27 protein-coding genes are annotated in these 26,961 nt (G+C 45.5%); 10 read left to right on the forward strand and 17 right to left on the reverse strand.

Annotation, left to right across the window (positions count from 1 at the left end; all coding sequences use genetic code 11):
- Nucleotides 1-71: 71 nt before the first annotated feature.
- The gene (locus tag KI743_RS17600; protein ID WP_032551962.1) at nucleotides 72-353 is read right to left on the reverse strand and encodes a YeaC family protein; all 282 of its coding nucleotides are present in this window, start codon (nucleotides 351-353) and stop codon (nucleotides 72-74) included.
- A gap of 104 nt (nucleotides 354-457) precedes the next feature.
- On the opposite strand from KI743_RS17600, the gene KI743_RS17605 reads away from it, so the two are divergent.
- On the forward strand, nucleotides 458-1,270 hold the full coding sequence (locus tag KI743_RS17605) for a DUF2989 domain-containing protein (protein WP_285467478.1): 813 nt from the start codon (nucleotides 458-460) through the stop codon (nucleotides 1,268-1,270).
- A 156-nt stretch (nucleotides 1,271-1,426) separates the two neighbouring features.
- On the opposite strand, the gene msrB is transcribed toward KI743_RS17605, so the two are convergent.
- A complete protein-coding gene (msrB, locus tag KI743_RS17610) occupies nucleotides 1,427-1,825 on the reverse strand; it encodes a peptide-methionine (R)-S-oxide reductase MsrB (protein WP_032551960.1) in 399 nt (132 codons plus the stop codon).
- A 358-nt stretch (nucleotides 1,826-2,183) separates the two neighbouring features.
- Between msrB and gap the strand changes: the two genes are divergently transcribed.
- The 7 genes from gap to KI743_RS17645 all read left to right on the forward strand — a co-directional run bounded on the left by gap (nucleotide 2,184) and on the right by KI743_RS17645 (nucleotide 11,080).
- Entirely contained in the window at nucleotides 2,184-3,179 is a 996-nt protein-coding gene (gene gap, locus KI743_RS17615; RefSeq protein ID WP_004740660.1) for a type I glyceraldehyde-3-phosphate dehydrogenase, read from the forward strand.
- A gap of 246 nt (nucleotides 3,180-3,425) precedes the next feature.
- Nucleotides 3,426-4,310 (forward strand): D-hexose-6-phosphate mutarotase, encoded by an 885-nt coding sequence (locus tag KI743_RS17620; protein WP_285467480.1) that lies wholly within the window; start codon nucleotides 3,426-3,428, stop codon nucleotides 4,308-4,310.
- Between the two features lie 251 nt (nucleotides 4,311-4,561).
- On the forward strand, nucleotides 4,562-6,598 hold the full coding sequence (locus tag KI743_RS17625) for a methyl-accepting chemotaxis protein (protein ID WP_285467481.1): 2,037 nt from the start codon (nucleotides 4,562-4,564) through the stop codon (nucleotides 6,596-6,598).
- Nucleotides 6,599-6,695: 97 nt separating this feature from the next.
- The gene (gene rlmA, locus KI743_RS17630; RefSeq protein ID WP_285467482.1) at nucleotides 6,696-7,511 is read left to right on the forward strand and encodes a 23S rRNA (guanine(745)-N(1))-methyltransferase; all 816 of its coding nucleotides are present in this window, start codon (nucleotides 6,696-6,698) and stop codon (nucleotides 7,509-7,511) included.
- A 75-nt stretch (nucleotides 7,512-7,586) separates the two neighbouring features.
- Nucleotides 7,587-8,543, forward strand: coding sequence for a ChaN family lipoprotein (locus KI743_RS17635; RefSeq protein ID WP_285467483.1), 957 nt, complete (start codon nucleotides 7,587-7,589; stop codon nucleotides 8,541-8,543).
- A gap of 171 nt (nucleotides 8,544-8,714) precedes the next feature.
- On the forward strand, nucleotides 8,715-9,068 hold the full coding sequence (locus KI743_RS17640) for a hypothetical protein (RefSeq protein ID WP_285467484.1): 354 nt from the start codon (nucleotides 8,715-8,717) through the stop codon (nucleotides 9,066-9,068).
- A gap of 125 nt (nucleotides 9,069-9,193) precedes the next feature.
- Nucleotides 9,194-11,080, forward strand: coding sequence for a BCCT family transporter (locus KI743_RS17645; RefSeq protein WP_152469076.1), 1,887 nt, complete (start codon nucleotides 9,194-9,196; stop codon nucleotides 11,078-11,080).
- Nucleotides 11,081-11,184: 104 nt separating this feature from the next.
- Here the strand turns inward: KI743_RS17645 and KI743_RS17650 are convergent, their stop codons facing one another.
- A complete protein-coding gene (locus KI743_RS17650) occupies nucleotides 11,185-11,625 on the reverse strand; it encodes a YcgN family cysteine cluster protein (protein ID WP_150869028.1) in 441 nt (146 codons plus the stop codon).
- Between the two features lie 159 nt (nucleotides 11,626-11,784).
- Here KI743_RS17650 and KI743_RS17655 point away from each other — a divergent pair, with 159 nt between their 5' ends.
- Nucleotides 11,785-12,033, forward strand: coding sequence for a YkgJ family cysteine cluster protein (locus KI743_RS17655; protein ID WP_032551915.1), 249 nt, complete (start codon nucleotides 11,785-11,787; stop codon nucleotides 12,031-12,033).
- 77 nt (nucleotides 12,034-12,110) lie between these two features.
- On the opposite strand, the gene recR is transcribed toward KI743_RS17655, so the two are convergent.
- From recR to KI743_RS17690, 7 genes are all read right to left on the reverse strand, one after another.
- Nucleotides 12,111-12,710: a recombination mediator RecR gene (gene recR / locus KI743_RS17660; protein WP_032551914.1), complete on the reverse strand. Its 600-nt coding sequence runs from the start codon at nucleotides 12,708-12,710 to the stop codon at nucleotides 12,111-12,113.
- 60 nt (nucleotides 12,711-12,770) lie between these two features.
- Complete coding sequence (locus KI743_RS17665; RefSeq protein ID WP_004748326.1) at nucleotides 12,771-13,100, reverse strand: YbaB/EbfC family nucleoid-associated protein; 330 nt, start codon at nucleotides 13,098-13,100, stop codon at nucleotides 12,771-12,773.
- 138 nt (nucleotides 13,101-13,238) lie between these two features.
- The gene (gene dnaX, locus KI743_RS17670) at nucleotides 13,239-15,440 is read right to left on the reverse strand and encodes a DNA polymerase III subunit gamma/tau (protein WP_285467487.1); all 2,202 of its coding nucleotides are present in this window, start codon (nucleotides 15,438-15,440) and stop codon (nucleotides 13,239-13,241) included.
- A 17-nt stretch (nucleotides 15,441-15,457) separates the two neighbouring features.
- Complete coding sequence (apt, locus tag KI743_RS17675) at nucleotides 15,458-16,003, reverse strand: adenine phosphoribosyltransferase (protein ID WP_032552216.1); 546 nt, start codon at nucleotides 16,001-16,003, stop codon at nucleotides 15,458-15,460.
- Between the two features lie 168 nt (nucleotides 16,004-16,171).
- Nucleotides 16,172-16,576: a YbaN family protein gene (locus KI743_RS17680; RefSeq protein ID WP_050487439.1), complete on the reverse strand. Its 405-nt coding sequence runs from the start codon at nucleotides 16,574-16,576 to the stop codon at nucleotides 16,172-16,174.
- 6 nt (nucleotides 16,577-16,582) lie between these two features.
- Nucleotides 16,583-16,720: a hypothetical protein gene (locus KI743_RS17685; protein WP_032551910.1), complete on the reverse strand. Its 138-nt coding sequence runs from the start codon at nucleotides 16,718-16,720 to the stop codon at nucleotides 16,583-16,585.
- A gap of 136 nt (nucleotides 16,721-16,856) precedes the next feature.
- Nucleotides 16,857-17,960 (reverse strand): response regulator, encoded by a 1,104-nt coding sequence (locus KI743_RS17690; protein ID WP_032551909.1) that lies wholly within the window; start codon nucleotides 17,958-17,960, stop codon nucleotides 16,857-16,859.
- A gap of 229 nt (nucleotides 17,961-18,189) precedes the next feature.
- Between KI743_RS17690 and KI743_RS17695 the strand changes: the two genes are divergently transcribed.
- Nucleotides 18,190-19,065, forward strand: a complete 876-nt coding sequence (locus KI743_RS17695) for a LysR family transcriptional regulator (RefSeq protein ID WP_150893855.1) — start codon at nucleotides 18,190-18,192, stop codon at nucleotides 19,063-19,065.
- 108 nt (nucleotides 19,066-19,173) lie between these two features.
- On the opposite strand, the gene purF is transcribed toward KI743_RS17695, so the two are convergent.
- The 7 genes from purF to KI743_RS17730 all read right to left on the reverse strand — a co-directional run.
- The gene (purF, locus tag KI743_RS17700; protein ID WP_032551907.1) at nucleotides 19,174-20,688 is read right to left on the reverse strand and encodes an amidophosphoribosyltransferase; all 1,515 of its coding nucleotides are present in this window, start codon (nucleotides 20,686-20,688) and stop codon (nucleotides 19,174-19,176) included.
- Nucleotides 20,689-20,721: 33 nt separating this feature from the next.
- Nucleotides 20,722-21,213: a CvpA family protein gene (locus tag KI743_RS17705; protein WP_032551906.1), complete on the reverse strand. Its 492-nt coding sequence runs from the start codon at nucleotides 21,211-21,213 to the stop codon at nucleotides 20,722-20,724.
- Nucleotides 21,214-21,274: 61 nt separating this feature from the next.
- Entirely contained in the window at nucleotides 21,275-21,841 is a 567-nt protein-coding gene (locus KI743_RS17710; RefSeq protein ID WP_150893853.1) for an SPOR domain-containing protein, read from the reverse strand.
- Entirely contained in the window at nucleotides 21,842-23,104 is a 1,263-nt protein-coding gene (folC, locus tag KI743_RS17715) for a bifunctional tetrahydrofolate synthase/dihydrofolate synthase (RefSeq protein WP_285467491.1), read from the reverse strand.
- A 42-nt stretch (nucleotides 23,105-23,146) separates the two neighbouring features.
- Complete coding sequence (gene accD / locus KI743_RS17720) at nucleotides 23,147-24,073, reverse strand: acetyl-CoA carboxylase, carboxyltransferase subunit beta (protein ID WP_032551903.1); 927 nt, start codon at nucleotides 24,071-24,073, stop codon at nucleotides 23,147-23,149.
- 175 nt (nucleotides 24,074-24,248) lie between these two features.
- The gene (truA, locus tag KI743_RS17725) at nucleotides 24,249-25,043 is read right to left on the reverse strand and encodes a tRNA pseudouridine(38-40) synthase TruA (RefSeq protein WP_032551902.1); all 795 of its coding nucleotides are present in this window, start codon (nucleotides 25,041-25,043) and stop codon (nucleotides 24,249-24,251) included.
- Between the two features lie 128 nt (nucleotides 25,044-25,171).
- Nucleotides 25,172-26,961, reverse strand: a 1,790-nt coding sequence (locus KI743_RS17730) for a FimV/HubP family polar landmark protein (RefSeq protein ID WP_285467493.1), incomplete at its 5' end; no start/stop codon positions are given.

The following is a 26,961-nucleotide window of genomic DNA, read 5'->3' on the forward strand; positions in this document are numbered from 1 at the left end:
AAAAGGGGCGGCTCAATGCCACCCCTTTTCACTTTAAATCTTAAACTATGTGATATTGTCACAAGTATGACTTAGTGATTAGGATTTACTCTAACAATATCTTCTTGATCTGAAGTAAATTGTTTCTTAAGTTCAGCTTTCGACTTAAAGCTAATGTCACCACCCGCGGCAACTGTCATATGCTGTGCTTCAACATTATGCTTTGACTGGTAAAGCATGACAGCTTGCATACAAGAGTCACGCTGCTCTTGCGTCAATGCAGTACCCTCGGGCCATTTTCCCGTCTCTACTGCATACGTTAGGCGCTCATAGACCTCTGGGGTCATTGCGTTAAGAAGTTGTTCTGCATCCATGATAAAGCCTTAGTATTAACAATTTTCACCAGAAAATAACCTGTCGTGGAATGGAGTCAAGCGGAGCACTGGAAATAAGTGTATTCGATCACAAGTGAAGGTATATGAGAATTTTTAAATGGCTACTCGCCGCTGCCCCTTTGGCCCTAACTGGGTGCTTTGAGGGAAACAAAAATACAGAACAGCTCTGTGAAGCTCACTCAGAACTGCGTTGTGCTGACCTCAATATGAATGATGGCCAATGCCGAGTTGCACGTACCGATCTCATCTGGCACCGCTTCGACGTATTGAAGCAGCCTACCGAGCACAACAAGATCGTAGAATATGGCTTAATCGCCGAGTACAAGAAGTGTCTTGAGCTGGCTTCTCAAATAGAAACCATCGATCAGACCTTACTCAAGCAGCGCCGCTTCTCAGCACTGATGCACAGCATCGAAGAAGAAGAACGAATCGTAAAAGAGCTTTTGGGTTCCAATAAGCCAGAAACCCTCTACTTTTTATGGTCGCAAACCGGCAATATTGATGCGCGTCGTAGCTTCTTACAGCTAGAAGGCAGTGATGCACTCAACACAGCGGAAATGCAATACGCATTAGCTACCTTCTATACCACGCGTGATCACAAGAAAACCGTTAAGCTACTCAATAATGCACTCATGCTTTCAAACGGCTCAACCGTCAATACCGAGATCTTCAAATCCCTAGCGAGTATTAATCACAGCCTAGGTAACATGGAAAAGGCTTATCTGTGGGCGATGGTCGCCAAAGAGTTTAATGTGCCGATTGCATCGGAGCCTGAACTGAAAGTGCTGTACCACTTCCCAAGTGATGTTTATGACAAGCTAGAGGATGACGCTGACTACATCGTTGAAGCCATTGAAGATGGAAGGTACCAACCATCGCTTGTATCTAAACGATAACTACACAGTTCAACAACGCAAACCAGACGCACAAAAAAAACAGCTACCCTTTTCGGTAGCTGTTTTTTTATGCCTTTGAGAGAAGCGACTCGCAATTCGTCAACTTACTTTGTAACGACACCACGTCATATGAAAGGTTTTGACAATAGATGTCACTTATTCTGTAGTTTTGTCATTTTTGTTGAAAATTAACGACACAGAATTTACACAAAAACGCTCCCCAGTGGTTTTAGGACCATCCGGAAAAACGTGACCTAGGTGGCTATCACAGGCCGCACAACGGATCTCTATACGTTTCATACCGTGACTTAGATCTTCTAAATAACGGATTGCCTTATCATTTATAGGGGCATCGAAACTTGGCCAACCACAGCCGGAGTCGTATTTATTCTCAGACACAAACAGTGGGGCTTCACAACAGGTACAGCTGTAAACCCCTGTCTTATGATTGTGTAACAGCTTGCCGGTAAAAGGAGGCTCTGTTCCACGTAGACGACACACCTGATATTCTTCATCAGTCAGGCGCTCACGCCAGTATTCATCGGGCTTCGTCATATTTTCTCCCCTTTGATTCACGTTAATATCTCTCCACATTCTCTTTTATTATATTTACTTTTTTCCATAAATACTTGCATCTAGCGGGATTTGTAGCACATACTTTCTCACCGAGATACATTGTACATATACACTCATAAGTGAATCGTCATTTAGAGGTATTTTACCCAACTGGAGGGGTACAGAACCACTAGCAATGGTCAAATTTCAACCACTTACACCCAATTGTTAAGAAAAGCGTCGCTTTTTTTTGACATTAAACAAGTTAAGTCGGATTATCTATTGCAGATTTAAACTGGATTCTGTAATTTTACTACCAGTTATCTTTAATCAGAAATTAAGTTGTGGAGCAACTACAATGACTATCAAAGTAGGTATTAACGGTTTTGGCCGTATCGGTCGTTTCGTATTTCGTGCATCTGTTGAGCGCGCTGACATCGAAGTAGTAGGTATTAACGACCTTATCGACGTAGAGTACATGGCATACATGCTTAAGTACGATTCAACTCACGGTCGTTTCAACGGTACTGTTGAAGTTAAAGACGGTAACCTAATCGTTAACGGTAAAACAGTTCGCGTAACTGCTGAGCGTAACCCAACTGACCTTAAGTGGGACGAAATCGGTGTTGACGTTGTAGCTGAAGCAACTGGTATCTTCCTAACTGACGAAACTGCTCGTCAGCACATCACTGCTGGTGCGAAGAAAGTTGTTCTAACTGGTCCTTCTAAAGACGCAACTCCAATGTTCGTTATGGGCGTTAACCAAGACACTTACGCTGGTCAAGACATCGTTTCTAACGCTTCTTGTACTACTAACTGTCTTGCTCCAATCGCTAAAGTTCTTAACGACAAATGGGGCATCGAGTCTGGTCTAATGACTACAGTTCACGCTACTACAGCAACTCAAAAAACTGTAGATGGTCCTTCTGCTAAAGACTGGCGCGGTGGTCGTGGTGCTTCTCAAAACATCATCCCATCTTCAACTGGTGCTGCTAAAGCTGTAGGCGTTGTTCTTCCAGAACTAAACGGCCTTCTAACTGGTATGGCTTTCCGTGTACCAACTGCTAACGTTTCTGTAGTTGACCTAACTGTTAACCTAAAAGAAGCTGCATCTTACGAAGCAATCTGTGCTGCAATGAAAGAAGCTTCTGAAGGCGAAATGGCTGGCGTTCTAGGTTACACTGAAGACCAAGTTGTTTCTCAAGACTTCATCGGCGAAGTTAACACTTCAGTATTCGATGCTAAAGCTGGTGTTGCTCTAACTGACAAATTCGTTAAAGTTGTATCTTGGTACGACAACGAAATCGGTTACTCAAACAAAGTTCTAGACCTAATCGCACACATCTCTAAGTAATTACTACTTAGATAGCGTTTAGCTAGACTGTCTTTGAGAAAAGACTGAAAAGAAAAGGCGGCTCTAGAGTCGCCTTTTTTGTACCTGCGATTTATGAATCACCAAAGCCCTTGTCAGAGATGATGTTTAACAAGCGGCATATTTGTTAGGTATGAGATTCAATTCAAATACGAGAGCTCCCCTACTCGTTCCCCGAGTCCGCTCACCTCGAATTTGAATTCAATTTCCCTTAAGAAGGATTATGTAATGGATTTATCAACTCTCCCTGCTGTAGCCGTGCTTTCAGACAACGTAACGATTGTTGAACACGAAGACATAAAACTGGTTCGTGTTATTCACGAGAAAGCGAACGCTGCGATCTCTCTGTTTGGTGCACACGTGGTTTCTTACCAACCAAAGGGCCAACAAGACCTAATTTGGATGAGCCAACAAGCAAAGTTTGACGGTATAACAGCCCTACGTGGCGGCATCCCAGTATGTTGGCCATGGTTTGGCCGTATTGCTGCACCTGCACACGGTTTCGCGCGCAACAGCGAGTGGCAACTCATTGAGCACCGTGAAAGTGAAGTCGGTGTTATCGTAAGCCTAGGTTTAAGCACTAATGACAACACGCTTGCAGTATGGCCGCACCGCTTTGACGCTCGTCTTAACGTCGAAATCGGTGATGAGTTGAAAGTAACGCTAGAGGTGACAAATACTGACTCTCAACCTTGGAAGTGTTCTGGTGCACTGCACACATACCTTAATGTGGGCGATATTCACCAAGCTAAAACGACAGGCATGGGCCCTGAGTACATTGATAGCCTACAAGATGGCAAAGTGTGCCAAGGCGGTGATGAGCTTGTACTCACTGATACTATCGACCGTGTTTACACGCAGCCAGAAGCCGTTATTTCAGTCGCTGATACGAAACTTGCGCGCACACTGACTGTTGAAAACCAAGGCCACAACAGTGCAGTTCTATGGAATCCATGGGCAGAAGGCGCTGCAGGTATGGGTGACATGCAAGATGATGGCTACCTAACCATGTTATGTGTTGAATCAACCCTTCACGCTCCAAGCATCGAACAAGGTAAAGAGCTGCAACCAGGCGAAAGCCACCAGCTGATCACAACTATCGCAGCAAAATAACTCACCAGTTAAGTATTTGAGCTGACAGGGTATCTCTGTCCAATAAGCCGCTCGATTCAACAATCTATTCAAGGCCGGAATCTCTGGCCTTTTTTTGTAATTTATTCCTCACACACCCGGTCAAATCATGAGCAACTCGCTCGCTTTGTTTATTTTTTTGATAGTTAAATTAATAAATATCAAATTAATTGGCTTTATAAATAGCTAGCATGCGAAATATATATTTACAAAATGAACAATAAAGGCACGTCATGTGGAATAAATACAAGAATCAAAGTGTTGGGCTTCAATTAAAGCTAGTCACAACACTGTGTCTAGTCATCGCGTTTTCCAGTATTGCTGCACTGGTTTATCAAAATGCCTCAAATGTGCTGTTAGAAAGTACTCTCAAAGAGCACCAATCTAAAATTGAATCTATGGCTAAGACCATCGAAGGCCAATTCAATGCTTACCTTCACACAGCCGAGGTTCTAGAATCTACTTTTCGTAACGGCTACCTAGCAGGCGTATACATAGAAAACTATACGGTCGACTTCCAAGGTCATCAGGTACCAAACATTACACAGTACAGCGAAAGCTTAATCGGCGACACCAAACTCGTTGATAGCTTTACTCGTGACACAGGAGCCGTTGCCACGCTATTTGCGCCACTTGGTGATAAGTTCATTCGTGTTGCGACCTCGCTGAAAAATCCGCAAGGTGAGCGTGTGATCGGCACAACACTTGACCAGAGCCACCCAGGTTATCAAAAACTGATTAGTGGTCAGCCTTACTATGCACAGATCAAGCTCTATGGTCAGCGCTACATTACCTATTACGCACCAATCAAGGGTGCTCAAGGTGAAGTGATGGGCATCTCTTTCATCGGTCTTGCCGTAGAGCGTGCAACTCAAGATTTGTTTGCCGCTTTGAAAACCGTGAACTGGGGTGATACTGGCTATACCATCGTGCTTGATAACAACCCAGATCATTTAGGCCACTACCTATTACATCCGAAGCATACTGAAAGTGATCCTTCGATTATTGATGTGAAGGATTATGAAGGTAACAAACCGTTTTACCAGCTATTTGAACAACCGAGTGGCCTCATCAAGTACCCATTTGAGTACCAAGGCAACATAGGTGAAAAGTATCTTGTTTACACGGAGGTCGCTGGCTGGAACTGGAAGCTGCTTGGAGGCACTTTCATCAGCGAAGTAACCAAAGGCAGTCAAGAACTGCTTAAACTGATCGCTATCGTATCCTTGATTGTTGGTTCTATCACCTTCTTGATTCTAACTGTGTTTTTGAGCCGCACACTCAACCCACTGACGACCTTGAATCAATACATGAATCGCCTTGCTAAAGGTGAAGTAAGTATTGATATCCCACGCACAGCTGGAAATACCAATAACGAGATAGTTAACCTGAGTAATGGGCTATCTAACATGGCTCACCAGCTCAACAATCTAGTCGGTGAGATCCGTGGTGCGAGCGATAAAGTTGAGAGTAACTCTAGCAGTGTGGCGAGTGATGCGTCACTCAACCTCACTCAGTCTGAGCGCCAACAAGAACAAGTTGAGCAAGTTGTGACAGCTATTGAAGAGATGGCATCATCGGCGCAATCTGTTGCTCAGCAAGTCGAAAACATCGCTGAAAACGTACGTTCTGCGAATACCGATGGTCAATCAGGCTTAGAAATTGTTGAGAACGTCTGCATTGATGTTGCTCAGCTTAACGATCAACTTGACCAATCAGCGGCGGCAATTGAAAAAGTAAATACAGACAGCGAAAGCATTCAAACCGTCACTAAGATGATTGATGAGATCGCCGAGCAAACGAACCTACTAGCACTTAACGCTGCAATTGAAGCTGCGCGTGCTGGCGAGCAAGGTCGAGGTTTTGCTGTGGTTGCTGATGAAGTGAGAACGCTAGCACATCGTACACAAACGTCAGTTAAAGACGTTGTAGACATTATTACGGTTCTTAAGAGTTCAACGGACAACGCTGTACGCATGATGAATGAGAGCCAAACAAGTGCTAACTCTGTCTTAGACAAAGCGCAGGAAGCGGGTACGGCCTTGGAGTCGATTGCTGACCAGATCCATTCCATCGCTTCTCAAGCTGATGCCATTGCTGCGACTTCTGAAGAGCAAGCACACGTTACCCAAGAGATAGCAGCTAATGCGCACTCAATCAGCGAACTAAACAGAGAGAGTCGCCAAACCAGCGCACAAACATCGCAAAGTGCTACCGCGCTCCAACAGCAAGCTCAAGACCTAAAACAACAGGTCGACTTCTTCCATTAACCCCATCAAGAGCCGCATTGCGTGGCTCTTTTTATTTCGCCTAGTGCGACATTTTTGATAAACTCGCTGCCCACTTTACTAGCTGCACGAGAGCGTCATGAACTACCAGTGCCCTTTATGTCACCAATCTCTCACTCAATTTGATCGAACTTTCAAGTGTGAGAACAACCACCAATTTGATCTTGCCAAAGAGGGTTACGTCAACTTGATGCCAGCCCACCACAAGCGCTCAAAAGATCCAGGTGACAATAAAGAGATGATGCAAGCTCGTCGCCGATTCTTAGAAGGTGACCACTACAACCCAATGCGCCAAGCTGTGGTTGCTCTGTGTGAAAATGTATTACCAGTGGAAAAGCCGAATCTATTGGATATTGGCTGTGGTGAAGGCTACTACACCAATGAAATCGCTCTTAAGCTCGCGCAGCGTGAGCCGAGCATTTACGGCTTAGACATCTCTAAGGTTGCTATCCGTTATGCGGCTAAACGCTACCCAGCGGTTAACTTTTCAGTGGCATCGAGCCATAGACTACCTTTCGCTAACAACAGCTTAGACTCCGTTCTACGCATCTATGCGCCTTGTAAGGCAGAAGAGTTACAACGAACATTGAAAGAACAAGGTGTGGTAATTACAGTGACGCCTGCTGGCCGCCACCTGTATCAACTGCGTGATGCGATCTATAATGGCGTGCGACTGCATGACGAAACACCAGAAACCATCGAAGGATTTACCCTAGAGAGCCAACAGCACCTAAACTACATGATGGAGCTTTCAGGTTCGGATGCCTTTGACCTGCTTCAAATGACCCCTTTCGCTTGGAAGGCAACAGAATCATTTAAGCAAGAGTTGATGCAAAGCGATAGCTACCAGTGCGAGGCAGATTTCATGCTAAGAGTTTATCGTAAACAGAGCTAGTTGATATTAATTATCGTTTGCATTGAATTCTCTGTGAGCCTCATTTAGTATGCTTACTCTTCAAGGAGTTATTCAATGCAACGTATTTTTCTTATTGGCCTAACCGCCCTTCTCACTGCTTGTGCAAATCAGCCTTCTCAGCAGGCTCAAGGCGACAACAAAGCCGTTTTATCCCCAGTTACTACCTATTACGACTACCAATTCGCTTCTGCCAAAGGGGAGCCGATTGCGCTTAACCAACTCCCGAGTGCATTGATTGATGCCGATGTGGTTCTCATTGGTGAATGGCATACACACTCTGCTGTACATAGATTCCAGACCGACTTTCTTAAGGCACGTTTAGCTGACAGCAAAGACGTTGCCCTATCCATGGAACAGTTCACACGGCAGCACCAGAGTGTTATCGACGACTATCTTGCGGGAGAGGTCGGCGAACAAGTTCTTATGTCAGACGCGGCTGCATGGCCAAATTATCAAAGTGACTACCGCCCACTCGTGGAGCTTGCGAAGTCACAAGGTATCGACATCATCGCCGCCAATGCACCAAAGCCAGTTGTGCAGTGTATCGGCCGTAACGGAATTGATTACCTAGAAAAATTGACTCCTGAAGAGCGCCAATGGATAGCAGACGACGTCAATACTAGTGACAGCCCTTATAAAGAAAAATTCATGGCTTCCATGCACCACGGCACACCTGAACAAACAGAAAAACAATTTGCCGCTCAAGTGACCTGGGATGAAACCATGGCAGATTCGATTGTGAAATACCTAGATGAAAATCCAGATAAACAAGTCATTCACGTCGCGGGCAAATTTCATACAGAACAAGGCTTAGGAACTGCCGCCTCTATTTTACGTCGCAATGCCGATCTGAATGTAGTGGTCATCACTCCTGTCGAATCATTGAGTGATTCTAGCGAAGACTACCAACTGCAAGTTCTGTCTCCACCAACACGCTACGTTAAACAAGAAAATCGTATGAAAGCGTACAAGAAACTGTCGCATCGAGGCAAAGGCTTAGAGTGCAAATAGCCCACGAATAACACAACCACGTAGTTCAACCTGATTGAGTATCGGCACAACTATTGCTTATTAATTAGGCAAGCCTAAATAGAGTAGCAAAACATCACCTCGGTGATTAATTACACAAGTTTTTCACTGCTCGGCCGATACTCTATTTAAGGTGCAACTACGGAGAGTGTTATGACGCCTGTTACCAACAATGCGACTCAAACTTATAGCCCGGCGAAGATTCAGCCGACAAAAGGTGCGCCTGTACCTTCAGAGCCTGCGCCACTTAAGGTTGAGAAAAATACCGTTAAGCTGTCTGATGAAGGAAAAGCGCTACTAGTCGCCCTGCAACAGATAGATAAAGAAGCCAAGAAAATCGAAGCTGAAAACGAAACCGTTGGTGATAAGGTTGAATCTTTTGCCCATGGCGCACTCGGAATGGATCATCCAGACAAAATTGAAGAAGAGGAAGATGGCTCATACTCGGCGGGGCAATATCTGTCCGCAGCGGTAACCATTGGCGGCATACTGCTTGCCTTAGTCTAGCGAGTCACCGAACCACTCTTTACTGGCATCACTTTACAGATTTATCGTTACGACAACATTCCTGATTTGTTCTAAAAAACGACTTCACACCATAATTCTGGTCTCATTATTATGGAATAAAGCTCGTGAAAAACTCCTTTGCGCTTATTGATAAGCCCACCTTTTTCGGTGCCATTGCACTGCTACTCACGATTGTGTTTCCGCTGATCATGTTCCCTGCGCAAGGGGCAGAATGGATTGCGATCGCGAAAACCTTCATGACCGACAAACTCGGTTTCCTCTATCTAACACTTGGCTTAGCGGCCTGTGCTTTCATGGTTTATGTCGTATTCAGTGACATGGGCCAGATCAAGCTGGGTGAAGCCGATGAAGAGCCAGAGTTTGCCACTGCTTCTTGGGCTGCCATGCTATTTTGTGGCGGCATCGGTGCCAGTATTCTTTACTGGGGCTGTATCGAATGGGCCTACTACTACCAATCACCACCATTCCAACTTGAGCCTGGCAGCGAAGAAGCAGTTCGCTGGGCGGCGACCTATGGGCTATTCCACTGGGGACCAATCGCATGGTCTATCTATTTGATCCCAGCTTTGCCGATCGCTTACTTCTTCTATGTGCGTAAACAGCCGGTTCTAAAGATCTCAAGTGCATTGATGCCGGTTCTTGGCGAACACCGCAGTAAAGGCACACCAGGTAAAATCGTTGATGTTCTATTTATCTTTGGCCTCTTAGGCGGCGCGGCAACCACGCTTGGTCTAGCGGCTCCTCTTATCACCGAAGGTTTAAATCACCTATTCGGTTTGCCAAAGAACACCCTAACTCAAGCGGGCGTATTGCTGATCTGTACCGCGATTTTTGCCTACTCCTCCTACGCGGGCCTAGAGAAAGGCATCAAGATCCTCAGCAACATCAACTTCTGGGGTGCGATGGGTCTACTTGCATTTGTGCTTGTTGCAGGTCCAACCATCTTTATGTTGGAAACCGGCCTAGATTCAATTGGTCGCTTACTCTCTAATTTCTTTGTAATGGCAACTTGGGCTGAACCTTTTGGGGGCTACGGTACATTTGAAAATACTCATTTCCCGCAAGATTGGACCATCTTCTACTGGGCATGGTGGCTAGTATTCGCACCGAGTATGGGTTTGTTCGTTGCACGTATCTCCCGTGGTCGCACAATTAAACAGATGGTGACAGGTTCGATCTTCTTTGGATCTTTGGGTTGTTTCCTATTCTTCATGATTTTGGGTAACTACGGCCTGTCATTGCAACTGTCTGGAGACTTAGATGTAGTGGCTGTACTCAACGAGCATGGCGCAACCAAAGCGATCTTCTCGATGCTTGACCAACTACCAATGAGCACACTGGTTATCGCGGTATTTACGCTGTTGTGTATTATCTTCACGGCAACGACTTTTGACTCTATCTCATACATCTTGGCGTCGGTAGTACAAAACAACGTGACAGAAGAGCCTATGCGTTGGAACCGCATGTTCTGGGCATTTACACTGTCATTTCTGCCAACGATTTTGATGTTCTTGGGCGGTTTAAGCACACTTCAAACTGCAGCTATCGTGGGTGGCCTACCGCTACTAGGAATTTCGGTTATGTTGATGGTTTCTGCTGTTCGTGCGACCAGTCTCGACCTACGCCATCAAGATGACTACATCGAGCCAACAATCAACATCGAAGAACTGCCAGACATGGACCCATGGTCCGCTGAAGGTATGGCACTGGCTCAGTTTGAGAAAGTAAAAGATGCTGCTCAAGACGCGGCCGAGCTAGAACGCTCTGCTTACAAAGCGCTGGCAGATGTGAAGAAAGAGATTCGAGCATATGTTCTTGAACAAGGCTCTCAGATGGAAACGCATGAATTACCGGAAGAGTTGCAGCAAGCATTGGAACTTGCAGAAAGCAACTTAACCGCAGCACAAGCGAAGAAACTTGAGTTGTCCGAACAGGCACAGAAAGCTCGTAGTGCGTTCAATCAAGTGGTTGCAGAACTACCACTTAATTGACCTTAGCCATGACGATGTCCACTTGCTTGGACCCTCCTAACTAAGCAAAAGGCTCACAGAGATGTGAGCCTTTTTTTCATTCTTTTATTCGCGATTAATCGACACTAAGCGCGATTTGGGTGGTTGATGATGTGGTCTTCCCAATCAACAACATCAATCTCATACACTACTTTATTGCGTACACTTTCACCCGCAGCGTGCATTGCAGATTTAGAGCCAGTGATCAGTGGGTGCCATTCTGGCAGTGGCTTCTCTTCTGACAATAGTCGATAAGCGCATGTGTCAGGAAGCCAGTGAAACTCATCAATCTTGTCACGAGTTAACTTCAAACACTCTTCACCTGAGCTAAAACGATTTGGGTAATCCTTACAAGAACACGTCTTACTGTTTAACCAGCTACATGCCACGTTGGTGTAGTACACTTCGTCGCTATCTTCATCCATTAATTTGTGCAGGCAACATTTGCCGCAACCATCACAAAGCGATTCCCACTCTTGCTCGGTCATCTGTTCTAGTGATTTTTCTTGCCAAAATGGACTGGTCATAATAGGACTTCTTACTCTTTTACTGGGGTGCGTGTTATACCGCTAGCCCACAAAAAGTTCAAGGATAAAAAGTGTTCAGGGATTAATCACAGACAAAAGCTGCCACAAGCGATAATTTTTGCTACTATCGCGCCCCCTGTTTTGACTGAGTATAAATTGATGGAATGTCGTCTAGGTTGTGGTGCCTGCTGTATTGCACCAAGTATTACATCTGCTATTCCTGGTATGCCAAATGGCAAGCCTGCTGGCGTTCGCTGTATTCAGCTCAATGAACAGAATCTATGCAAACTATTCGGACAGCCGGAACGCCCAAAAGTGTGTCACCAATTTAAAGCGTGTCCAATCATTTGTGGCAAAACAAACCAAGAAGCGCTCGACAATATCACTGAACTCGAAGCCATCACATAGCCTCTGTCTCAATAAAATTGTTAGCTCATGAACAAAAAAGCCGCTGACTTTCTAGATAAGAGAGTAAGCGGCTTAGATTAGATTTTGTGTCGACCCAATAGTGAGTGAGACAGCGTGGTGCCATCCACCAGCTCTAGCTCGCCACCAACGGGAACACCATGAGCTATTCGGCTAGCGTTCACTTCATGAGCGCTACACAACTCAGCAATATAGTGAGCTGTTGCTTCGCCTTCCACCGTTGGGTTGGTTGCAAGAATCACTTCTGCAATATCGCCACGGCGTAAACGGTAATCCAAAACATCGAGGCCGATATCGCTAGGGCCAATGCCATCAAGCGGTGATAGGTGTCCCATCAAAACGAAGTAACGGCCAGAGTACTGACCTGTCGCCTCAATTGCTGCGATGTCTGCAGGGCTTTCAACCACACATATTTGACCATTTTCCTGACGTTTGGGGTTGGTACAAATATGACAAACATCTTCTTCTGTAAAAGTACGACACTCACTACAGTGGCCAATTTCCGTCATCGCTTGACCAAGCGCCTCAGCCAATTGCAGGCCGCCTTTTCTATCGCGCTGTAACAAATGAAAGGCCATACGCTGCGCCGACTTGGGGCCAACCCCAGGTAGACAACGTAAGGCCTCCATCAAATGCTCCAGCATATGACTGGTACGCATTATTTAACCATTTCAGTTTTTAATTCACGATGCACTTAGCGCATCATTGAGAAAAACGAATTAGAAAGGCATCTTCATACCTGGTGGAAGTTGCATACCACCAGTTACGCCAGCCATTTTCTCTTTTTGAGTCTCTTCAACACGACGAGCTGCATCGTTGAATGCCGCAGCGATAAGATCTTCAAGCATCTCTTTATCGTCTTCCATTAGGCTTTCATCGATATCAACGCGACGCACACTGTGGCTACCAGTGATCGTTACTTTTACTAGGCCAGCACCAGATTCACCGGTTACTTCCATATTTGCGATTTCTTCTTGAAGCTTTTGCATGCGATCTTGCATTTGCTGGGCTTGCTTCATTAGGTTGCCCATACCACCTTTACCAAACATGATAATCTCTCTGGTCTAATTGGTTATAAAATACATTAAGCAATAACTGACTTAATGGGGGTTGAACCGTTCTGATTCAACCCTACGATACTGTTAATGTGACGAAGGACATATTGCCTATGACCACATTCGCGGTGACTAAATTGGACGAACACTGTCTCTGTCCAGCTCAGCAGCAAAGCGCTTTTCAATGAACTGGACATTGGCATCATTCTCAAGGCTGGTGAAAGCATCTTTCAACTTACCTTGATACAGCCTCTCACGTAATTCTAGTGGCGTTTCGCCTGATTCGCCGATCTCAACACTTAAATGGCACTCTTCACCTAGTACAGTATTCAGTGATTGCAGTAATTCACTCTGCGCTTTGTCGGTATTCAAGTGTGCTTGTGTTGGTCGTAGCATCAGACTAATTGACGTGCCGTTTTTACTGAACACGGAATTCAGTGCCAACTGCTCGACAAGTTTCGCCGTTTCAAGCTTTTGTATGGTTGCCGACCATTCATCTTGAGCGATCGACTCATGCAACAGCTTTTCAGTCATCTCAGGTGTTTTAACGTGCTCTAACGCGCGTCTTATCTGAGTAGGTGTTAGCTCTTTTGAGACCTCTTTTACTACAGGTTTAGACGGTTTCCAACGATAAGGTTCATTATCATCGGTTACATTTTGTGTCGATGCTGCAGGGAGAGAAGTTGGCGACACCCGCTCAGAACCACCGTGTTGCTGAGCAACTCGGTCGAGAACTGAAGTTTTAGCTGGTGTCGCTTTAGCCTTTTTTGGTGCACTGCCTCTTGCGTCTGGTGTTGCACCTTTACGTTGAGAACGTAACTGATGACGTAACCCGCTAACAGGTGATGCAGGACGCTCAGAAGCCGGCGCAAGCTGACTTTGTGCTACAAGTTGGCTTGGAGCAGGTGTTGCAGGTTGCTGGCTCATTGGCGCAGCAGGAGCGCCATACTGCCCATGATCATCATACGCCGGAGGCATATCCTGTGGGCCACCCATATAACCAGAGTCAGGATACCCTTGAGGCTCTGAGTATTGTGGTGCGCTCGGTTGGCCGTAACCTTGCGGTGGCATAGAGCTTGGCATTGGCTGCCCTGTTGGCGCCTGTTGTTGAGGTGTAGCCATTGGCTGAGCCTGATTCATAGGCTGCGCCGGGTTAGCAGGTTGCGTAGCTTGTGTTGGTGCTACTTTGGAAGCACTTGTCGCTTTCGACTCCGCAGGCTCAGTCGAGATAGCGCTTGACGATATCTCTGCAGCGGGGCGGAATGCCAACATTCTCAGAACAACCATCTCAATACCAACTCGAGCCGTTGGTGAAAGAGGCAGGTCTTCGCGCCCTTTAAGCACGATCTGATAATAGAGCTGCACGTCTTGCGGGCTGAGTGCTTGTGCAAGGAGTTCTATCTTTTCAGCATCTGGCTGAGCTTTATCTAACGAAGCTGGTAGAGCCTGATACATAGCCAATCGATGCAGTTGAGTCGCCAACTGATTCAATAGGCCATCCCATTCGACACCGTTCTCAGCTAGTGCTTGGATACACGCCATTGCAGTTTGTGGCTGCTTACTGCTGATAGCCTCAAGCAGGTGAATCGCTTGATCAGTATCTAGCGTACCCAGCATATGGGAAACAATGTCAGTTGCTACATTGCCGTTACCCAATGCAATTGCCTGATCGGTTAAGCTCAACGCATCACGCATACTACCATCAGCAGCGTGCGCTATCATTCCCAGAGCGCGAGACTCAGTCGTCACCTTCTCTTCTTCAAGAATGTGATCAAGCTGCTCGTGGATGTTATCAACGCTGATAGGCTTCAAATGGAACTGCAGGCAGCGAGACAAAATTGTCACAGGCAGCTTCTGAGGATCCGTTGTTGCCAATAAGAATTTCACGTACTCAGGCGGCTCTTCTAAGGTTTTTAGAAGGGCATTAAAACTGTGCCTAGAAAGCATGTGAACTTCATCGATAAGGTAAACCTTAAAGCGACCACGAGCAGGCTTGTATTGAACGTTGTCCAATAGCTCACGTGTGTCTTCAACTTTGGTTCGAGACGCCGCATCGATTTCTAGGAGATCAACAAAGCGACCTTCGTCGATCTCTTTACAGGTTGCACACTCACCACAAGGTGTAGAGGTAATGCCTGTTTCACAGTTTAGCCCCTTAGCAAACAAGCGGCCGATGGTCGTTTTACCGACACCTCGAGTACCGCTAAACAGATATGCATGGTGCAACCTGTTTTGGCTAAGTGCATTCTCTAAAGCTGTTAAAACATGGGCTTGACCAACGACTTCTTTAAACTTCGTTGGTCGCCATTTTCGCGCTAACGCTAGATAGCTCATGAATAATTCCGAAAGGATTAATGACCGTCAAATTCGCAGATGCTGAACACTTCAAGGCCTAGACCTTCTAAGCGCTTGTCACCGCCAATTTCAGGAAGATTAATAACAAAGGCTGCGTGGTCTACAACACCACCAAGCTGACGAATCAGTTTAGTTGTTGCTTCAATAGTACCACCTGTTGCCAATAGGTCATCGACCATCAACACTTTATCGCCTTCAGAGATCGCGTCAGTGTGGATCTCAAGCGTATCTGTACCGTACTCAAGCTCATACGACTGTGCCACAGTTTGGCGTGGTAGCTTGCCTGGCTTACGAACAGGAACAAAACCAACACCCAGCTCGAGCGCTAAAGGCGCACCAAATAGGAAACCGCGTGCTTCCGTACCAACTACTTTAGTGAAGCCCATATCTTTGTAGGTATCCACTAGCAGTTCGATCGTCGCTTTGTACGCAGCCGGGTCTTCCATAAGGCTGGTTACGTCACGAAATAGAATGCCCGCTTTTGGGTAATCAGGAATGCTTTTGATGCTTGATTTGATCAGAGCGATTTTTTCTGTGTTCATAATAGTGATGCACTTCATTAGGCCGCTTTCCCAACATCAATCAACGCCATCGTCGTTACTAATTTTGCTTGAGAAAGGCTTGGTTGGTTTTCATTGCAATCAGAGTCATAACTCTGATGCTGAAAAAATAAACGCCCGCTATAAGTCAGCAGGCACACTGGCTTAATGTTAGTGATTTTCTTTGCTGTCAGCAACTAACTCATGGGTCGGAAGGCGAATAAACCATGTGAGAAGAATAGCAAGTACAACAATTAAGAACACTTTTACCCATACAATAGGTGCAAAGTAGATAGAGAGTGAAAAGCTAAGAAGAATAAATAACACACCACGACTTTTAACGCGTTTAGTTACCGCACCATGTTCATACCAGTTGGTGAGTAGAGGGCCAAGTGTTGGGTGTTGATGCATCCAACGATGTAGACGCGGGCTACTTCGCATAAAACAAGCACTTGCTAGCAGCAAAAAAGGTGTTGTTGGCAGTAGAGGTAAAACGATGCCTAGAAAAGCGAGGATGATGCAGAGGCCACCAGCGAGGTTCAGGCTAAGAACTTTGATGCTAATTGTGACCTCCAGAAGTCTTTAAAATGTCGCGTAACCATTGAAAACGCGGTAAAGCGTTAGGGTTGCTGGTAGTAGCGGAATCGCTGCAAACGTTAATAAAAATCCTAAAAAGTAGAATACATTAAACGGGTCTTTAAAATCTTGATTATCTGCCATGATTACTTCTTTCTTACAAAATTAACGCTAGACCCAGATAATTTTTGCTAAATGACACTCAACAAAAAAGGTATAGCCACACAATTTTGCAACTATACCTTAATAAAACACCTACAAATACCAAGCAACTGTAGGGTTAATCTCCACCGCCTTGATGCAAATCGAGGCTAAAACTGGCTGAACCTAAAAGGCTCAAAGAGAGCTGACAACCTGTCTCTATCGGCAACCTATCGGTAATGAAATTCTTCTTGCAGTTGTCGCCCAACCTCTGCCCTGCGGCAATATGTTGATTGATAAGGCCGTTTGACCACTGCCCATCCAATCCTGCTGGCAAAATCGAAATCGTGCCTTCAGCTAGGTTAGCGACACCAAACAGTGCATTCACCGGGGTCGCACACTGTGAACATTGAATGCCCTTCTCCAAAATCTCCGCCATATCTTTTAGATCGGCACTGAAACTTTGCAGATTTCTAACGTAATCGTGGAACAGAGCTCTCACTAACAAAGTGGTGGCCGCCCCACCCTCAGATGACGATGAAGAATCCACAAGATAAAACGCAAACTGCCCATTCATTAACCAAGCATAATCAAACACCAAGGGCATCATCTCTGTTGACTGCAACAGACGATAGCTGCTGCGCCAAGTGCCTTGGCTGGTGTCTTTATCCGGTAACAACGCATGCAGCAAATCTCGCGCAGCGCTCGGGTTATTCTGTAAATAATTCAGGTGCCAATGCAGTTCTTGATCTTCGGGTATCTCACCGCCATCATCGACACTGAACCATTGGCTCGAAAAATCCCTTTGATTATTCATATTATCAAAGGAGTCTTTCAGGGTATTTTCTATGGCACTGCCCAAGTGGTTTGGATCTTCCAGCGGCTTGGGCAAGAAATCTTTAATACCAAAGCGCAGTGCTTTAGCAACATCTGACATTTCATCAGTTGCGGAAACCACAATCATAGGCAGTGATGGGTATTCGAGACTTAACTCTTCTACGAGCTCGATACCATCGAGTATCGGCATAGAGAGATCACACACGATGAGATCGGGTGCTGCGTCGCGTAATTTTTGAAGTGCGTCTAAGCCGTTTTCAGCTTCAACCACACGGTAACCGACAGCATCCAAGTATGCTGAAGTTATGCGGCGAAAAATGGGGTCATCATCAACCAACATAATGCATTTTTGGTTGAGCGCTTCCTGTGCCGAGGTCGTAACGGGCTGACTGTGAGTTTTATACATACTCATTAACCTCACAAAACAAAGTCGATTTATTATTGTTATCTGTTCTAAGAACTCTTTATCAAACTTAGTAATAAAATGGTGAATACACAAATTTACCAACTTTACTGGTAATTGCCATCAGGGATTGGAATACTTGTAAATAGTGCAACAAGTTGACGTGACGCAAACTTTGTTCTCAGTGTTACGTATAAATTAAGTGAGTTTGTAAACAAATGTGTCTGGATTTATGAAATTAGATGATTTAAACCTGTTTCGATTAGTCGTCGAAAATGGGAGCTACACCGCAACATCACGCAAGACTATGATTCCGGTTGCGACGATCACACGACGTATTCAAGCTTTGGAAGACTCTCTAAACCTGAGGCTTCTCAACAGACATGCGCGTAAACTTTCATTGACAGAGGCTGGCGAGCGTTTTTTCAATGAGTGCTCACCATTACTACAACGTTTGGCATCGACTGCCGAAGAACTGACTGATGTCTGCAAGGGCGCATCAGGTAAAATCCGTATTTCTGCACCATCAAACCTGACCAAGCGAATGATGATGCCGATGTTCAGCGACTTCATGAGTCAATACCCAGATATCAACATTGAGCTGATGATGAACAACCAAGCTGACCAACTCGACCCGACCGAATGGGACGTTATTTTCCGTGTTGGCCCGCAGCGAGACTCTAGTCTTATTGCTCGTAAGATCAGCGAAGTTAAGGACATACTTGTAGCAAGTCCTGATTATTTAGCGAAAAACCCAGCCCCTACCCACGCGGAAGAGTTGGCTAACCACTCACTTCTCAAAGGCTACCCTTTAATTAAATGGCAGCTAAGCAACTCTAACGATGAGAGCGTTGTGAACACTGAGAAAGGCCGCTTTAATGCTAACGCGTTAAACGTGGTAAGACAGGCATGTTCAGAAGGCTTAGGCATCACTCTAATGCCAGATGTTATGATCCGTGAGTACATTGAAGATGGCAGTTTAGTACGAGTGTTAGATGATTGGAGTGCTAACCCGAGAGACATTTATATGCTCTATAACCACAAAGATCACCTACCAGAAAAAGTGCGCCTATTTATCGATTTTGTGATCGCGTACCACATTCACTAAGCACGACATTCTGCTTACCCCATAAAAAAACCAGAGCCGATGCTCTGGTTTTTAGTATTTGTTTTGCTGAGAAAGCGATAAATTCACCTACACAACTGTGAATAAAGCTTACGCACCTTCGTTGTGTAGTTCGAGGTTTGCTAAATCCTGCTGAATCTCACGCTGAATCTTTGAATCATCGTTACGCAATGCATCTAGGAAATCTAGGTACTTCTGGTCGATGTCACCTGTAACGTACTCACCGTTGAATACTGAAGTATCAAACTGAGTAATGTCTTGGTTGCCTTGACCTACCGCTTCAATCAAATCATCCAGTTTTTGGAAGATAAGCGCGTCTGCACCGATTTGGTCACAGATAGTTTGATTGTCACGACCGTGCGCAATCAACTCGTTTGCACTTGGCATATCGATGCCGTAAACATTCGGGAAACGTACTTCTGGTGCAGCTGAAACCATGTAAACTTTATTAGCACCTGAATCTCGAGCCATCTCAATGATCTGTTCAGATGTTGTACCACGAACAATAGAGTCATCTACTAGAAGTACGTTCTTGCCTTTGAACTCAGAGCGAATCGCATTAAGTTTACGACGAACAGACTTCTTACGTTGTTGTTGACCCGGCATGATGAAAGTACGACCAACGTAACGGTTCTTCACGAAGCCTTGGCGGTATGGCTTATCGATCGCCTGAGCAATGCGTAGAGCAATGTCATTCGATGTTTCAGGGATTGGGATAACCACGTCGATATCAAGGTCTGAGTACTCGTCTTTGATACGACGGCCTAGTGCTTCACCCATCTCAACACGTGCGCTGTAGACCGAGATCTTGTCGATGAAAGAATCTGGGCGTGCAAAGTAAACGAATTCGAAAATACAAGGGTTCAGTTTTGGATTGTCAGCACACTGCTTGGTAAACAGCTCACCTTCAAACGTAGCGTAGATAGCCTCGCCCGGTGCAACGTCGCGCACAAAATCGAAACCAACCGCATCAAGCGCTACCGACTCAGAAGCAACCATGTACTCAGTACGACCATTAACTTCACGCTTACCAAGACACAGTGGGCGGATACCGTTTGGATCGCGGAAAGCAATCATACCGTGGCCGATGATCATTGCTGTTACTGCGTAAGCGCCACGAATGGTGCGGTGTACATTAGCCACTGCGCGGAACACATCATCAGACGTTACGTTACCTTTCACAGTATCGATCTCGTGAGCCAGTACATTTAGCAGTACTTCAGAATCTGATGTTGTGTTTACGTGACGACGGTCTTTTTCAAACAGCTTCTCACGAACTTCGTTTGCGTTCGTTAGGTTGCCGTTGTGAGCTAGGGTAATGCCAAATGGCGAGTTTACGTAGAAAGGTTGAGCTTCAGAAGCGCTAGAGCTACCTGCTGTTGGGTAACGAACGTGACCGATACCAACATCACCTTGGAGGCGTTGCATGTGTTTAGCTTCGAAAACATCTTTAACTAAACCGTTCGCCTTACGCAGACGAAAACGATTGCTTTCTATGGTACAAATACCAGCGGCATCTTGGCCACGATGCTGCAATACCGTTAAAGCGTCATAAATTGACTGGTTTACAGGTGTTGAACCCACGATTCCAACAATACCACACATGTCCTAATCCTCGATTTTCGACATTAACTGGCGCTAAAGCGCGCCAGATAAGAAACTTGATGTTGCTTGTAAATGCTCGAAGAACGGTGCAATGATTCGACTGAATTCAGGAACCAACTGCGAGTTCTTCCACCACTCAGAACTTGGGAATGCAGTAAACGCATCCATAAAAAACAGCACAGCTGACACAATCAGAACACCACGTAAACCGCCAAAGACGATACCCAGGATTCTATCTGTACCAGACAAGCCTGTTTTCTGTACTAGCTGTCCAATCACGTAATTGATTAACGCGCCGACAACCAGAGTCGAAACAAACAGTGCTGCTATCGCGGCGCCATTTCGAAACATGTCATCTTCGATATTTGTAAAGTAAACCGCCAATTTGGCGTAATACTGGCTGGCGATAAAAAACGCACCAAACCAAATAACGAGTGACAATGCTTCCTTAGCAAAACCACGAACTAAACTGATCAAAGCTGAAAAGCCGATCACCCCTAAAATGACAAAATCTAACCAATTCATGAATTCTTCATCTTAAGTTGGCGCGCATTTTAACAGAAAAAATGCCGACGCAAACGTTTTCTTATGGATTTAACGGTTTAAATTTGAGCAATTGGCCTTTTGAACCAGTAATTTTTTCTAATTCCTTAATTTGACGCTCAAGTTTGGATTTAGAGATATCTGGGCCAATTATTACTCGCGTAAATGTTTTTTCTTGCTTGGTATGAGCTTGATAACCACGCTTTTGCAGATCCTTCACAACGTTCTTAGCGTTGTCTGCATTTTTCAATGCCATTAATTGGATGATCCACGCGCTATCTTGATACTCATTCTTCTCAGTCACCGGCTTGATAGCAATCTCGACATTATCATCGACTTTGTTCTCTTTGCTGGCTGTGACTGTTTCTGGCTGTGACGACTCTTGTACAATCGCTTCTACTGGAGAATCAGGTAGCGCAATTTCGTCTTCGACAGGATCAAGCACCTCAAACACTTCAACATCACCTTCAAGTTCAGGTTTAATTGGAATGCTTGCAAACTCCTCTTTGTAGTGAAGCTTTTTGCCATCCAGTACATCCGGAAGAACAATAACGCCCACGGCCACCAAAATAATGGTGCCCACTAAGCGGCTTTGGAATTTACTTGCCATTTAGTTTCCTTTTGTTTGCCAATGCTCCAGTACTTCACCCACCGTATGGAATGAACCCACAACAAGAATCACTTCGTCTTCGCTTACAGTAGATAGAGCCGCCTCAAATGCCTCTACAGGCGATGAGTACTCTGTTGTGCCATTTGGTAGGCTTTCACATAGCTCTGCTGCTTTCGCTGCTCTTGGGCCTTGCAGTGATGCTGGATACCAATGCTGAGCAATTGGAGCAAGTACATCTAGCGTGGCAGGAATATCTTTGTCGTGCAGCATAGCCACCACCACATGCAGTGTTTTACCTGCATACTGTTGACCAACTTGCTTTACAAAATATTCAGCCGAATGCGGGTTGTGTGCCACATCTAAAACGATTGTTGGCTTATCACTGATCTTCTGCATGCGACCAGGAAGTTGAGCGTTCTTGAGGCCGTTTACAACATTAACATCACTGATGTCGAGTTCTGATGTGCCAAGTGCCATCAACGCGGTTGCAGCATTCGGTAGTGGCAAGCTTGGAATTGGTAGCTGTTCTAGCTGGAATGCACCGCTGTGCCAGTTCCAAGTGTCACCCGTCACTTCATATGTGTATTGAATGCCAACTTGGTAGAACTCAGCTTGAATATCGTCTGCGTGTGCAGCGACGGTTGCTGGCGGCTTAGGTTGGCCACAGATTGCAGGTTTACCACTACGGTAGATACCGGCTTTCTCAAAACCAATCACGTTAATATCATCACCCAGCCAGTCAACATGATCGACCGCTAAACTCGTGATAACAGAAACGTCATGGTCAACGACATTGGTCGCATCGAGACGCCCGCCGAGACCCACTTCTAAAAGTACCACATCAACGTTTTCAACTTGGAAGGCACGTAGAGCAGCTAAAGTACCGTACTCGAAAAAGCTTAAGCTAATTTCGCCACGTTCTTTCTCAATGAAATCGAAAGAGTCGACCAGTTGTTGATCAGAAAGGTCTTGCCCATTAATACGGACACGCTCGTTGTAACGAATCAGGTGTGGAGAGCTGTATACGCCAACTGAGTAGCCAGCATCAAGAAGAATCGCTTCCATCAAAGCACATGTTGAGCCTTTGCCGTTCGTCCCAGCAACAGTGATCACATGCTTAGCAGGTTTGGTGAGATTGGATTTCTGTGCGACAGCTTGAACACGGTCTAATCCGAGGTCGATCGCACTGGTGTGAATGTTTGTTAAATAATCAAGCCACATCTCGAGAGAGGATGTGGCTTGAGGAATAGGTTGTTGACTCATCTAACTCATAACCATATGTAAGTAGGTTTGTTAGATGGTACTTTACCCTTTTTCTGGCGCTTCTGGTACTTCATAAGTAGCTTCATTCGGTGAATCGTTCACAGAAACTACTAATGGTGAAGGCTGGTTAGTCATTTTCGCGATTAGGCTACCTACGCGCTGACGCATATCACGACGATCTACGATCATATCGATAGCACCATGCTCTAGTAGGAACTCACTGCGTTGGAAACCTTCAGGTAGGTCTTCACGTACAGTCTGCTCGATAACACGGCGACCAGCAAAACCGATAAGTGCTTTCGGCTCACCGATGTTCACGTCACCTAGCATCGCTAGACTTGCTGAAACACCACCCATTGTTGGGTCTGTCATTACAGAGATAAATGGTAGGCCTTTCGCAGAAAGACGCTCTAGAGCTGCACTGGTTTTTGCCATCTGCATAAGAGACATCAGTGCTTCTTGCATACGAGCACCGCCACTAGCAGAGAAACAAACTAGACCACAGTTGTTCTCGATAGCTGCGTCAACCGCACGAACGAAACGAGCACCCACAACCGAACCCATTGATCCGCCCATGAATGAGAATTCAAATGCACAAGCAACGATAGGTAGACCTAGCAGCTCACCTTTCATTGCAACAAGTGCGTCTGTTTCACCACTGCCCTTTTGAGCAGAAGAGATACGCTCTTTATAGCGCTTTGAATCTTTGAATTTTAGCTTATCTTGTGGCTCTAACTCAGAACCTAGCTCGACGCGCTCACCTTCATCTAAGAAAGTTTCTAAACGACGACGCGCTTTCATACGCATGTGATGGTCACATTTTGGACATACTTCTAGGTTACGCTCTAGTTCAGCATGGTAAAGAACCTGCTCACAAGAAGTACATTTAGTCCAAACACCCTCAGGGATAGACGCTTTACGAGAAGTTACGATGTTGCTTTTTTCTAAAATCTTTTCAAGCCAACTCATGGAAGACCTTTTCTTTCGATTCTTCCGCCTAATTGCGAAAGAAATAAATTTGGGAATTATGCGAGGAGATTAAAGCACATAAAACAGCAAGTGTAGATAAAAAACTGGTTGTACCTATTTTCATGAGCTATTTTACGCACGATTTCGCAATATTTTTTGAACCTAAGTCCCACATTTAGTTCAAATTATCAGGTAAAAACAGCGGGCCGATTGGCTCTCTTGGAAGCTCAAAGTGTGCAGGATAATCCACATCAATCAAATAGAGACCTTCAGCCTTAGCAGTAGCACCAGCTAGCTTTCTATCTTTGGCTTCAAGCAACCACTTAATCCATTCCGGCTTTTGCTCACCTTTACCGACAGCAATCAAGCTGCCCGTGATATTACGCACCATGTGATGCACAAATGCATTGGCTTTAATATCGATGACAATATAGTGTCCATGGCGAGTAACGTTGAGGTGGATTAGATTGCGCCAAGGGCTATGGGACTGACAATGCGTTGCACGGAATGAAGTGAAATCATTTTCGCCCAGTAAGTACTGCCCTGCTTCATGCATTTTCTTTTCATCAAGTTCACCGTGGTAGTGGCTCACGCCTGAATTCAAGATTCCCGGGCGAAGTGCATGATTGAATATCACGTAGCGGTAGCGACGCGCTGTTGCAGAGAAACGAGCGTGAAAATCTTCAGGTACCTCTTTTGCCCAACGAACCGCAATATCTTTGGGCATGTTTGCATTAGCACCCATTGTCCATGCCACCATTTTACGGTTTACATTGGTTTCAAAGTGAACGACCTGCCCTGTACCGTGTACGCCTGCGTCTGTTCGACCTGCACATTGCACTTCAACTGGGTGGTTTGCGACAACCGAAAGCGCCTTTTCCAAAGATTCTTGGACACTCTTTACGTCACGTTGGCGTTGCCAACCAAAATAGTGGGTACCATCATATTCAATACCTAAAGCAATTTTCATGTTTTTGTTCTCTTTGAAAATGGGGCTCGAAGTATATACGCAAAAGGAGCGTATCCCAAATCGCTTGACGGAAAACTACCGATAAAAAAAGAGAGCCGTGTATCTGGCTCTCTTCTCATTTTCTTGGCTTAGCGTCCGTTTAACGTATCAATTAAGTTTTTAGCTTCTCGACGAATTTCATCAGAACCATCAACAATGGCCTCTTCTAACAACTTAATCGCACCTTGCGGATCGCTCATCTCAATGTAGATCTTAGCAAGATCTAGCTTACCTGCAGCTTCAGCATTGCTATCGACATCATAATTACCGATATCGCCAATTACATCTGGGAACTCGTTCAGGCCAACATCTAGCTTGAGTTCTTCCTCATCAGGGTTCACCATCTCGCCGTCTTCTTGCTCTACCTGAGCCATCAGTTCATCAATAGTCATGAACTGTTGCTCTTTTTCAGCCGTTGCTTCGAGCAGTTGGTCTTGCGCACCCCAGTTCTCTTCTTTGATTTGAGGCTCTGGTTGATGCTTAGCCGATTCCCAAATCTCTTGCTGGTCATCAGGCATTTCATGAGATAGGCTCGATTGCTGTTCAGGCTCTAAGCTGAAACCTTTCCAATCTTCGCCACCCACTTCCAACATTGCATCAATATCAAGACCTGCGCTATCGATAGCGGTGTTGTCCATTGGCTGGTCGAACATAGAGTCAACCGAGTCTTGTACATCTTCAGACAGCAACTCAGCTAATGCTGATTCATCGAACTCGTCAAAACCCTCTAATGGTTCATCTTGAGTAACTGGCGATGATGGTTGTCCTGCTTCAGGCTGATGCGGCGTAATCTCATCATTTGCAAAGCTATTCGCTCCAGAGAAAAGATCATGCAGTGCATCTTGCTCTTCCGCTTGCGCGCCGTATGTATTAAGTGGCTCACCAATTTCAGAAAACGCATCGCTAAGCGCTTCATCTTCTCCATACTCAGGTAGCTTACTTTCATCAAGCTCCGCACCCAGCTCAAGAGGGACAGGCTCAGATTGCTCCAGTTCGATGTCATCCAACACCGCATCTGCTTTTGCACTCTCTTCGTCGTATTCTGGCAGTTCACTCTCTTCAAGCTCTAGCGCGCCATCATCGATGGTAAGGTCCTGCTCGAGTTGAGCATCATCTTCACCACTTAAAATCTCAGCTAAAGCGTCTTCTTCTCCAAAGTCTGGTAGCTCTAAATCGTCGAACGAGAATTCGTCTTCAGCTGCTCGTTCTTGTGCTGGAACTTCTGAAGTCAAATCTTCTTGAGCCGACTCTTCCTGAGCTAAAGGCTCTTGAACTGAAGACTCTTGATTGACTGTCTCTTGAACAGGCGCTTCTGATTCTAGTTGCGACTCAGCTTGAACAGCATCTAATGCATCGTCTTCGTCAAACTCTGGCAGTTCTAGATCATCGAACGAGAACTCCTCCTCAGCAGCTTGCTCTGGAACTGAAGCTTCTGTCTCTAGTTGCGGCTCGTCTTGAACGGCATCTAGCGCATCGTCTTCGTCAAACTCTGGCAGTTCTAGATCGTCGAACGAGAACTCTTCCTCAGCTGTTTGCTCAGGAGCTGGCGTTTCTGTTTCTGGCGTTTCCGTCTCTAGCTGCGACTCATCTTGAACAGCATCTAGTGCATCATCTTCGTCAAACTCTGGCAGCTCTAGCTCATCGAACGAGAACTCTTCCTCAACTGTTTGCTCAGGAGCTGGCGTTTCTGTTTCTGGCGTTTCCGTCTCTAGCTGCGGCTCATCTTGAACAGCATCTAATGCATCGTCTTCGTCAAACTCAGGCAGCTCTAGATCGTCGAACGAAAACTCTTCCTCAGCAGCTTGCTCTGGAGCTGGCGTTTCTGTTTCTAACTTAGGTTCATCTTGAACAGCATCTACTGCATCGTCTTCACCAAACT

The organism is Vibrio sp. D420a (assembly GCF_030248625.1).
GTDB classification, from domain to species: Bacteria; Pseudomonadota; Gammaproteobacteria; order Enterobacterales; family Vibrionaceae; genus Vibrio; species Vibrio fortis_A.

What these genes read in the sequence shown, in the direction of transcription:
- KI743_RS17600 (WP_032551962.1), bottom strand. Translation starts at nt 353, where the DNA reads ATGGATGCAGAACAACTTCTTAACGCAATGACCCCAGAGGTCTATGAG.
- KI743_RS17605 (WP_285467478.1), top strand. Translation starts at nt 458, where the DNA reads ATGAGAATTTTTAAATGGCTACTCGCCGCTGCCCCTTTGGCCCTAACT.
- msrB (WP_032551960.1), bottom strand. Translation starts at nt 1,825, where the DNA reads ATGACGAAGCCCGATGAATACTGGCGTGAGCGCCTGACTGATGAAGAA.
- gap (WP_004740660.1), top strand. Translation starts at nt 2,184, where the DNA reads ATGACTATCAAAGTAGGTATTAACGGTTTTGGCCGTATCGGTCGTTTC.
- KI743_RS17620 (WP_285467480.1), top strand. Translation starts at nt 3,426, where the DNA reads ATGGATTTATCAACTCTCCCTGCTGTAGCCGTGCTTTCAGACAACGTA.
- KI743_RS17625 (WP_285467481.1), top strand. Translation starts at nt 4,562, where the DNA reads ATGTGGAATAAATACAAGAATCAAAGTGTTGGGCTTCAATTAAAGCTA.
- rlmA (WP_285467482.1), top strand. Translation starts at nt 6,696, where the DNA reads ATGAACTACCAGTGCCCTTTATGTCACCAATCTCTCACTCAATTTGAT.
- KI743_RS17635 (WP_285467483.1), top strand. Translation starts at nt 7,587, where the DNA reads ATGCAACGTATTTTTCTTATTGGCCTAACCGCCCTTCTCACTGCTTGT.
- KI743_RS17640 (WP_285467484.1), top strand. Translation starts at nt 8,715, where the DNA reads ATGACGCCTGTTACCAACAATGCGACTCAAACTTATAGCCCGGCGAAG.
- KI743_RS17650 (WP_150869028.1), bottom strand. Translation starts at nt 11,625, where the DNA reads ATGACCAGTCCATTTTGGCAAGAAAAATCACTAGAACAGATGACCGAG.
- KI743_RS17655 (WP_032551915.1), top strand. Translation starts at nt 11,785, where the DNA reads ATGGAATGTCGTCTAGGTTGTGGTGCCTGCTGTATTGCACCAAGTATT.
- recR (WP_032551914.1), bottom strand. Translation starts at nt 12,710, where the DNA reads ATGCGTACCAGTCATATGCTGGAGCATTTGATGGAGGCCTTACGTTGT.
- KI743_RS17665 (WP_004748326.1), bottom strand. Translation starts at nt 13,100, where the DNA reads ATGTTTGGTAAAGGTGGTATGGGCAACCTAATGAAGCAAGCCCAGCAA.
- dnaX (WP_285467487.1), bottom strand. Translation starts at nt 15,440, where the DNA reads ATGAGCTATCTAGCGTTAGCGCGAAAATGGCGACCAACGAAGTTTAAA.
- apt (WP_032552216.1), bottom strand. Translation starts at nt 16,003, where the DNA reads ATGAACACAGAAAAAATCGCTCTGATCAAATCAAGCATCAAAAGCATT.
- KI743_RS17685 (WP_032551910.1), bottom strand. Translation starts at nt 16,720, where the DNA reads ATGGCAGATAATCAAGATTTTAAAGACCCGTTTAATGTATTCTACTTT.
- KI743_RS17690 (WP_032551909.1), bottom strand. Translation starts at nt 17,960, where the DNA reads ATGTATAAAACTCACAGTCAGCCCGTTACGACCTCGGCACAGGAAGCG.
- KI743_RS17695 (WP_150893855.1), top strand. Translation starts at nt 18,190, where the DNA reads ATGAAATTAGATGATTTAAACCTGTTTCGATTAGTCGTCGAAAATGGG.
- purF (WP_032551907.1), bottom strand. Translation starts at nt 20,688, where the DNA reads ATGTGTGGTATTGTTGGAATCGTGGGTTCAACACCTGTAAACCAGTCA.
- KI743_RS17705 (WP_032551906.1), bottom strand. Translation starts at nt 21,213, where the DNA reads ATGAATTGGTTAGATTTTGTCATTTTAGGGGTGATCGGCTTTTCAGCT.
- KI743_RS17710 (WP_150893853.1), bottom strand. Translation starts at nt 21,841, where the DNA reads ATGGCAAGTAAATTCCAAAGCCGCTTAGTGGGCACCATTATTTTGGTG.
- folC (WP_285467491.1), bottom strand. Translation starts at nt 23,104, where the DNA reads ATGAGTCAACAACCTATTCCTCAAGCCACATCCTCTCTCGAGATGTGG.
- accD (WP_032551903.1), bottom strand. Translation starts at nt 24,073, where the DNA reads ATGAGTTGGCTTGAAAAGATTTTAGAAAAAAGCAACATCGTAACTTCT.
- truA (WP_032551902.1), bottom strand. Translation starts at nt 25,043, where the DNA reads ATGAAAATTGCTTTAGGTATTGAATATGATGGTACCCACTATTTTGGT.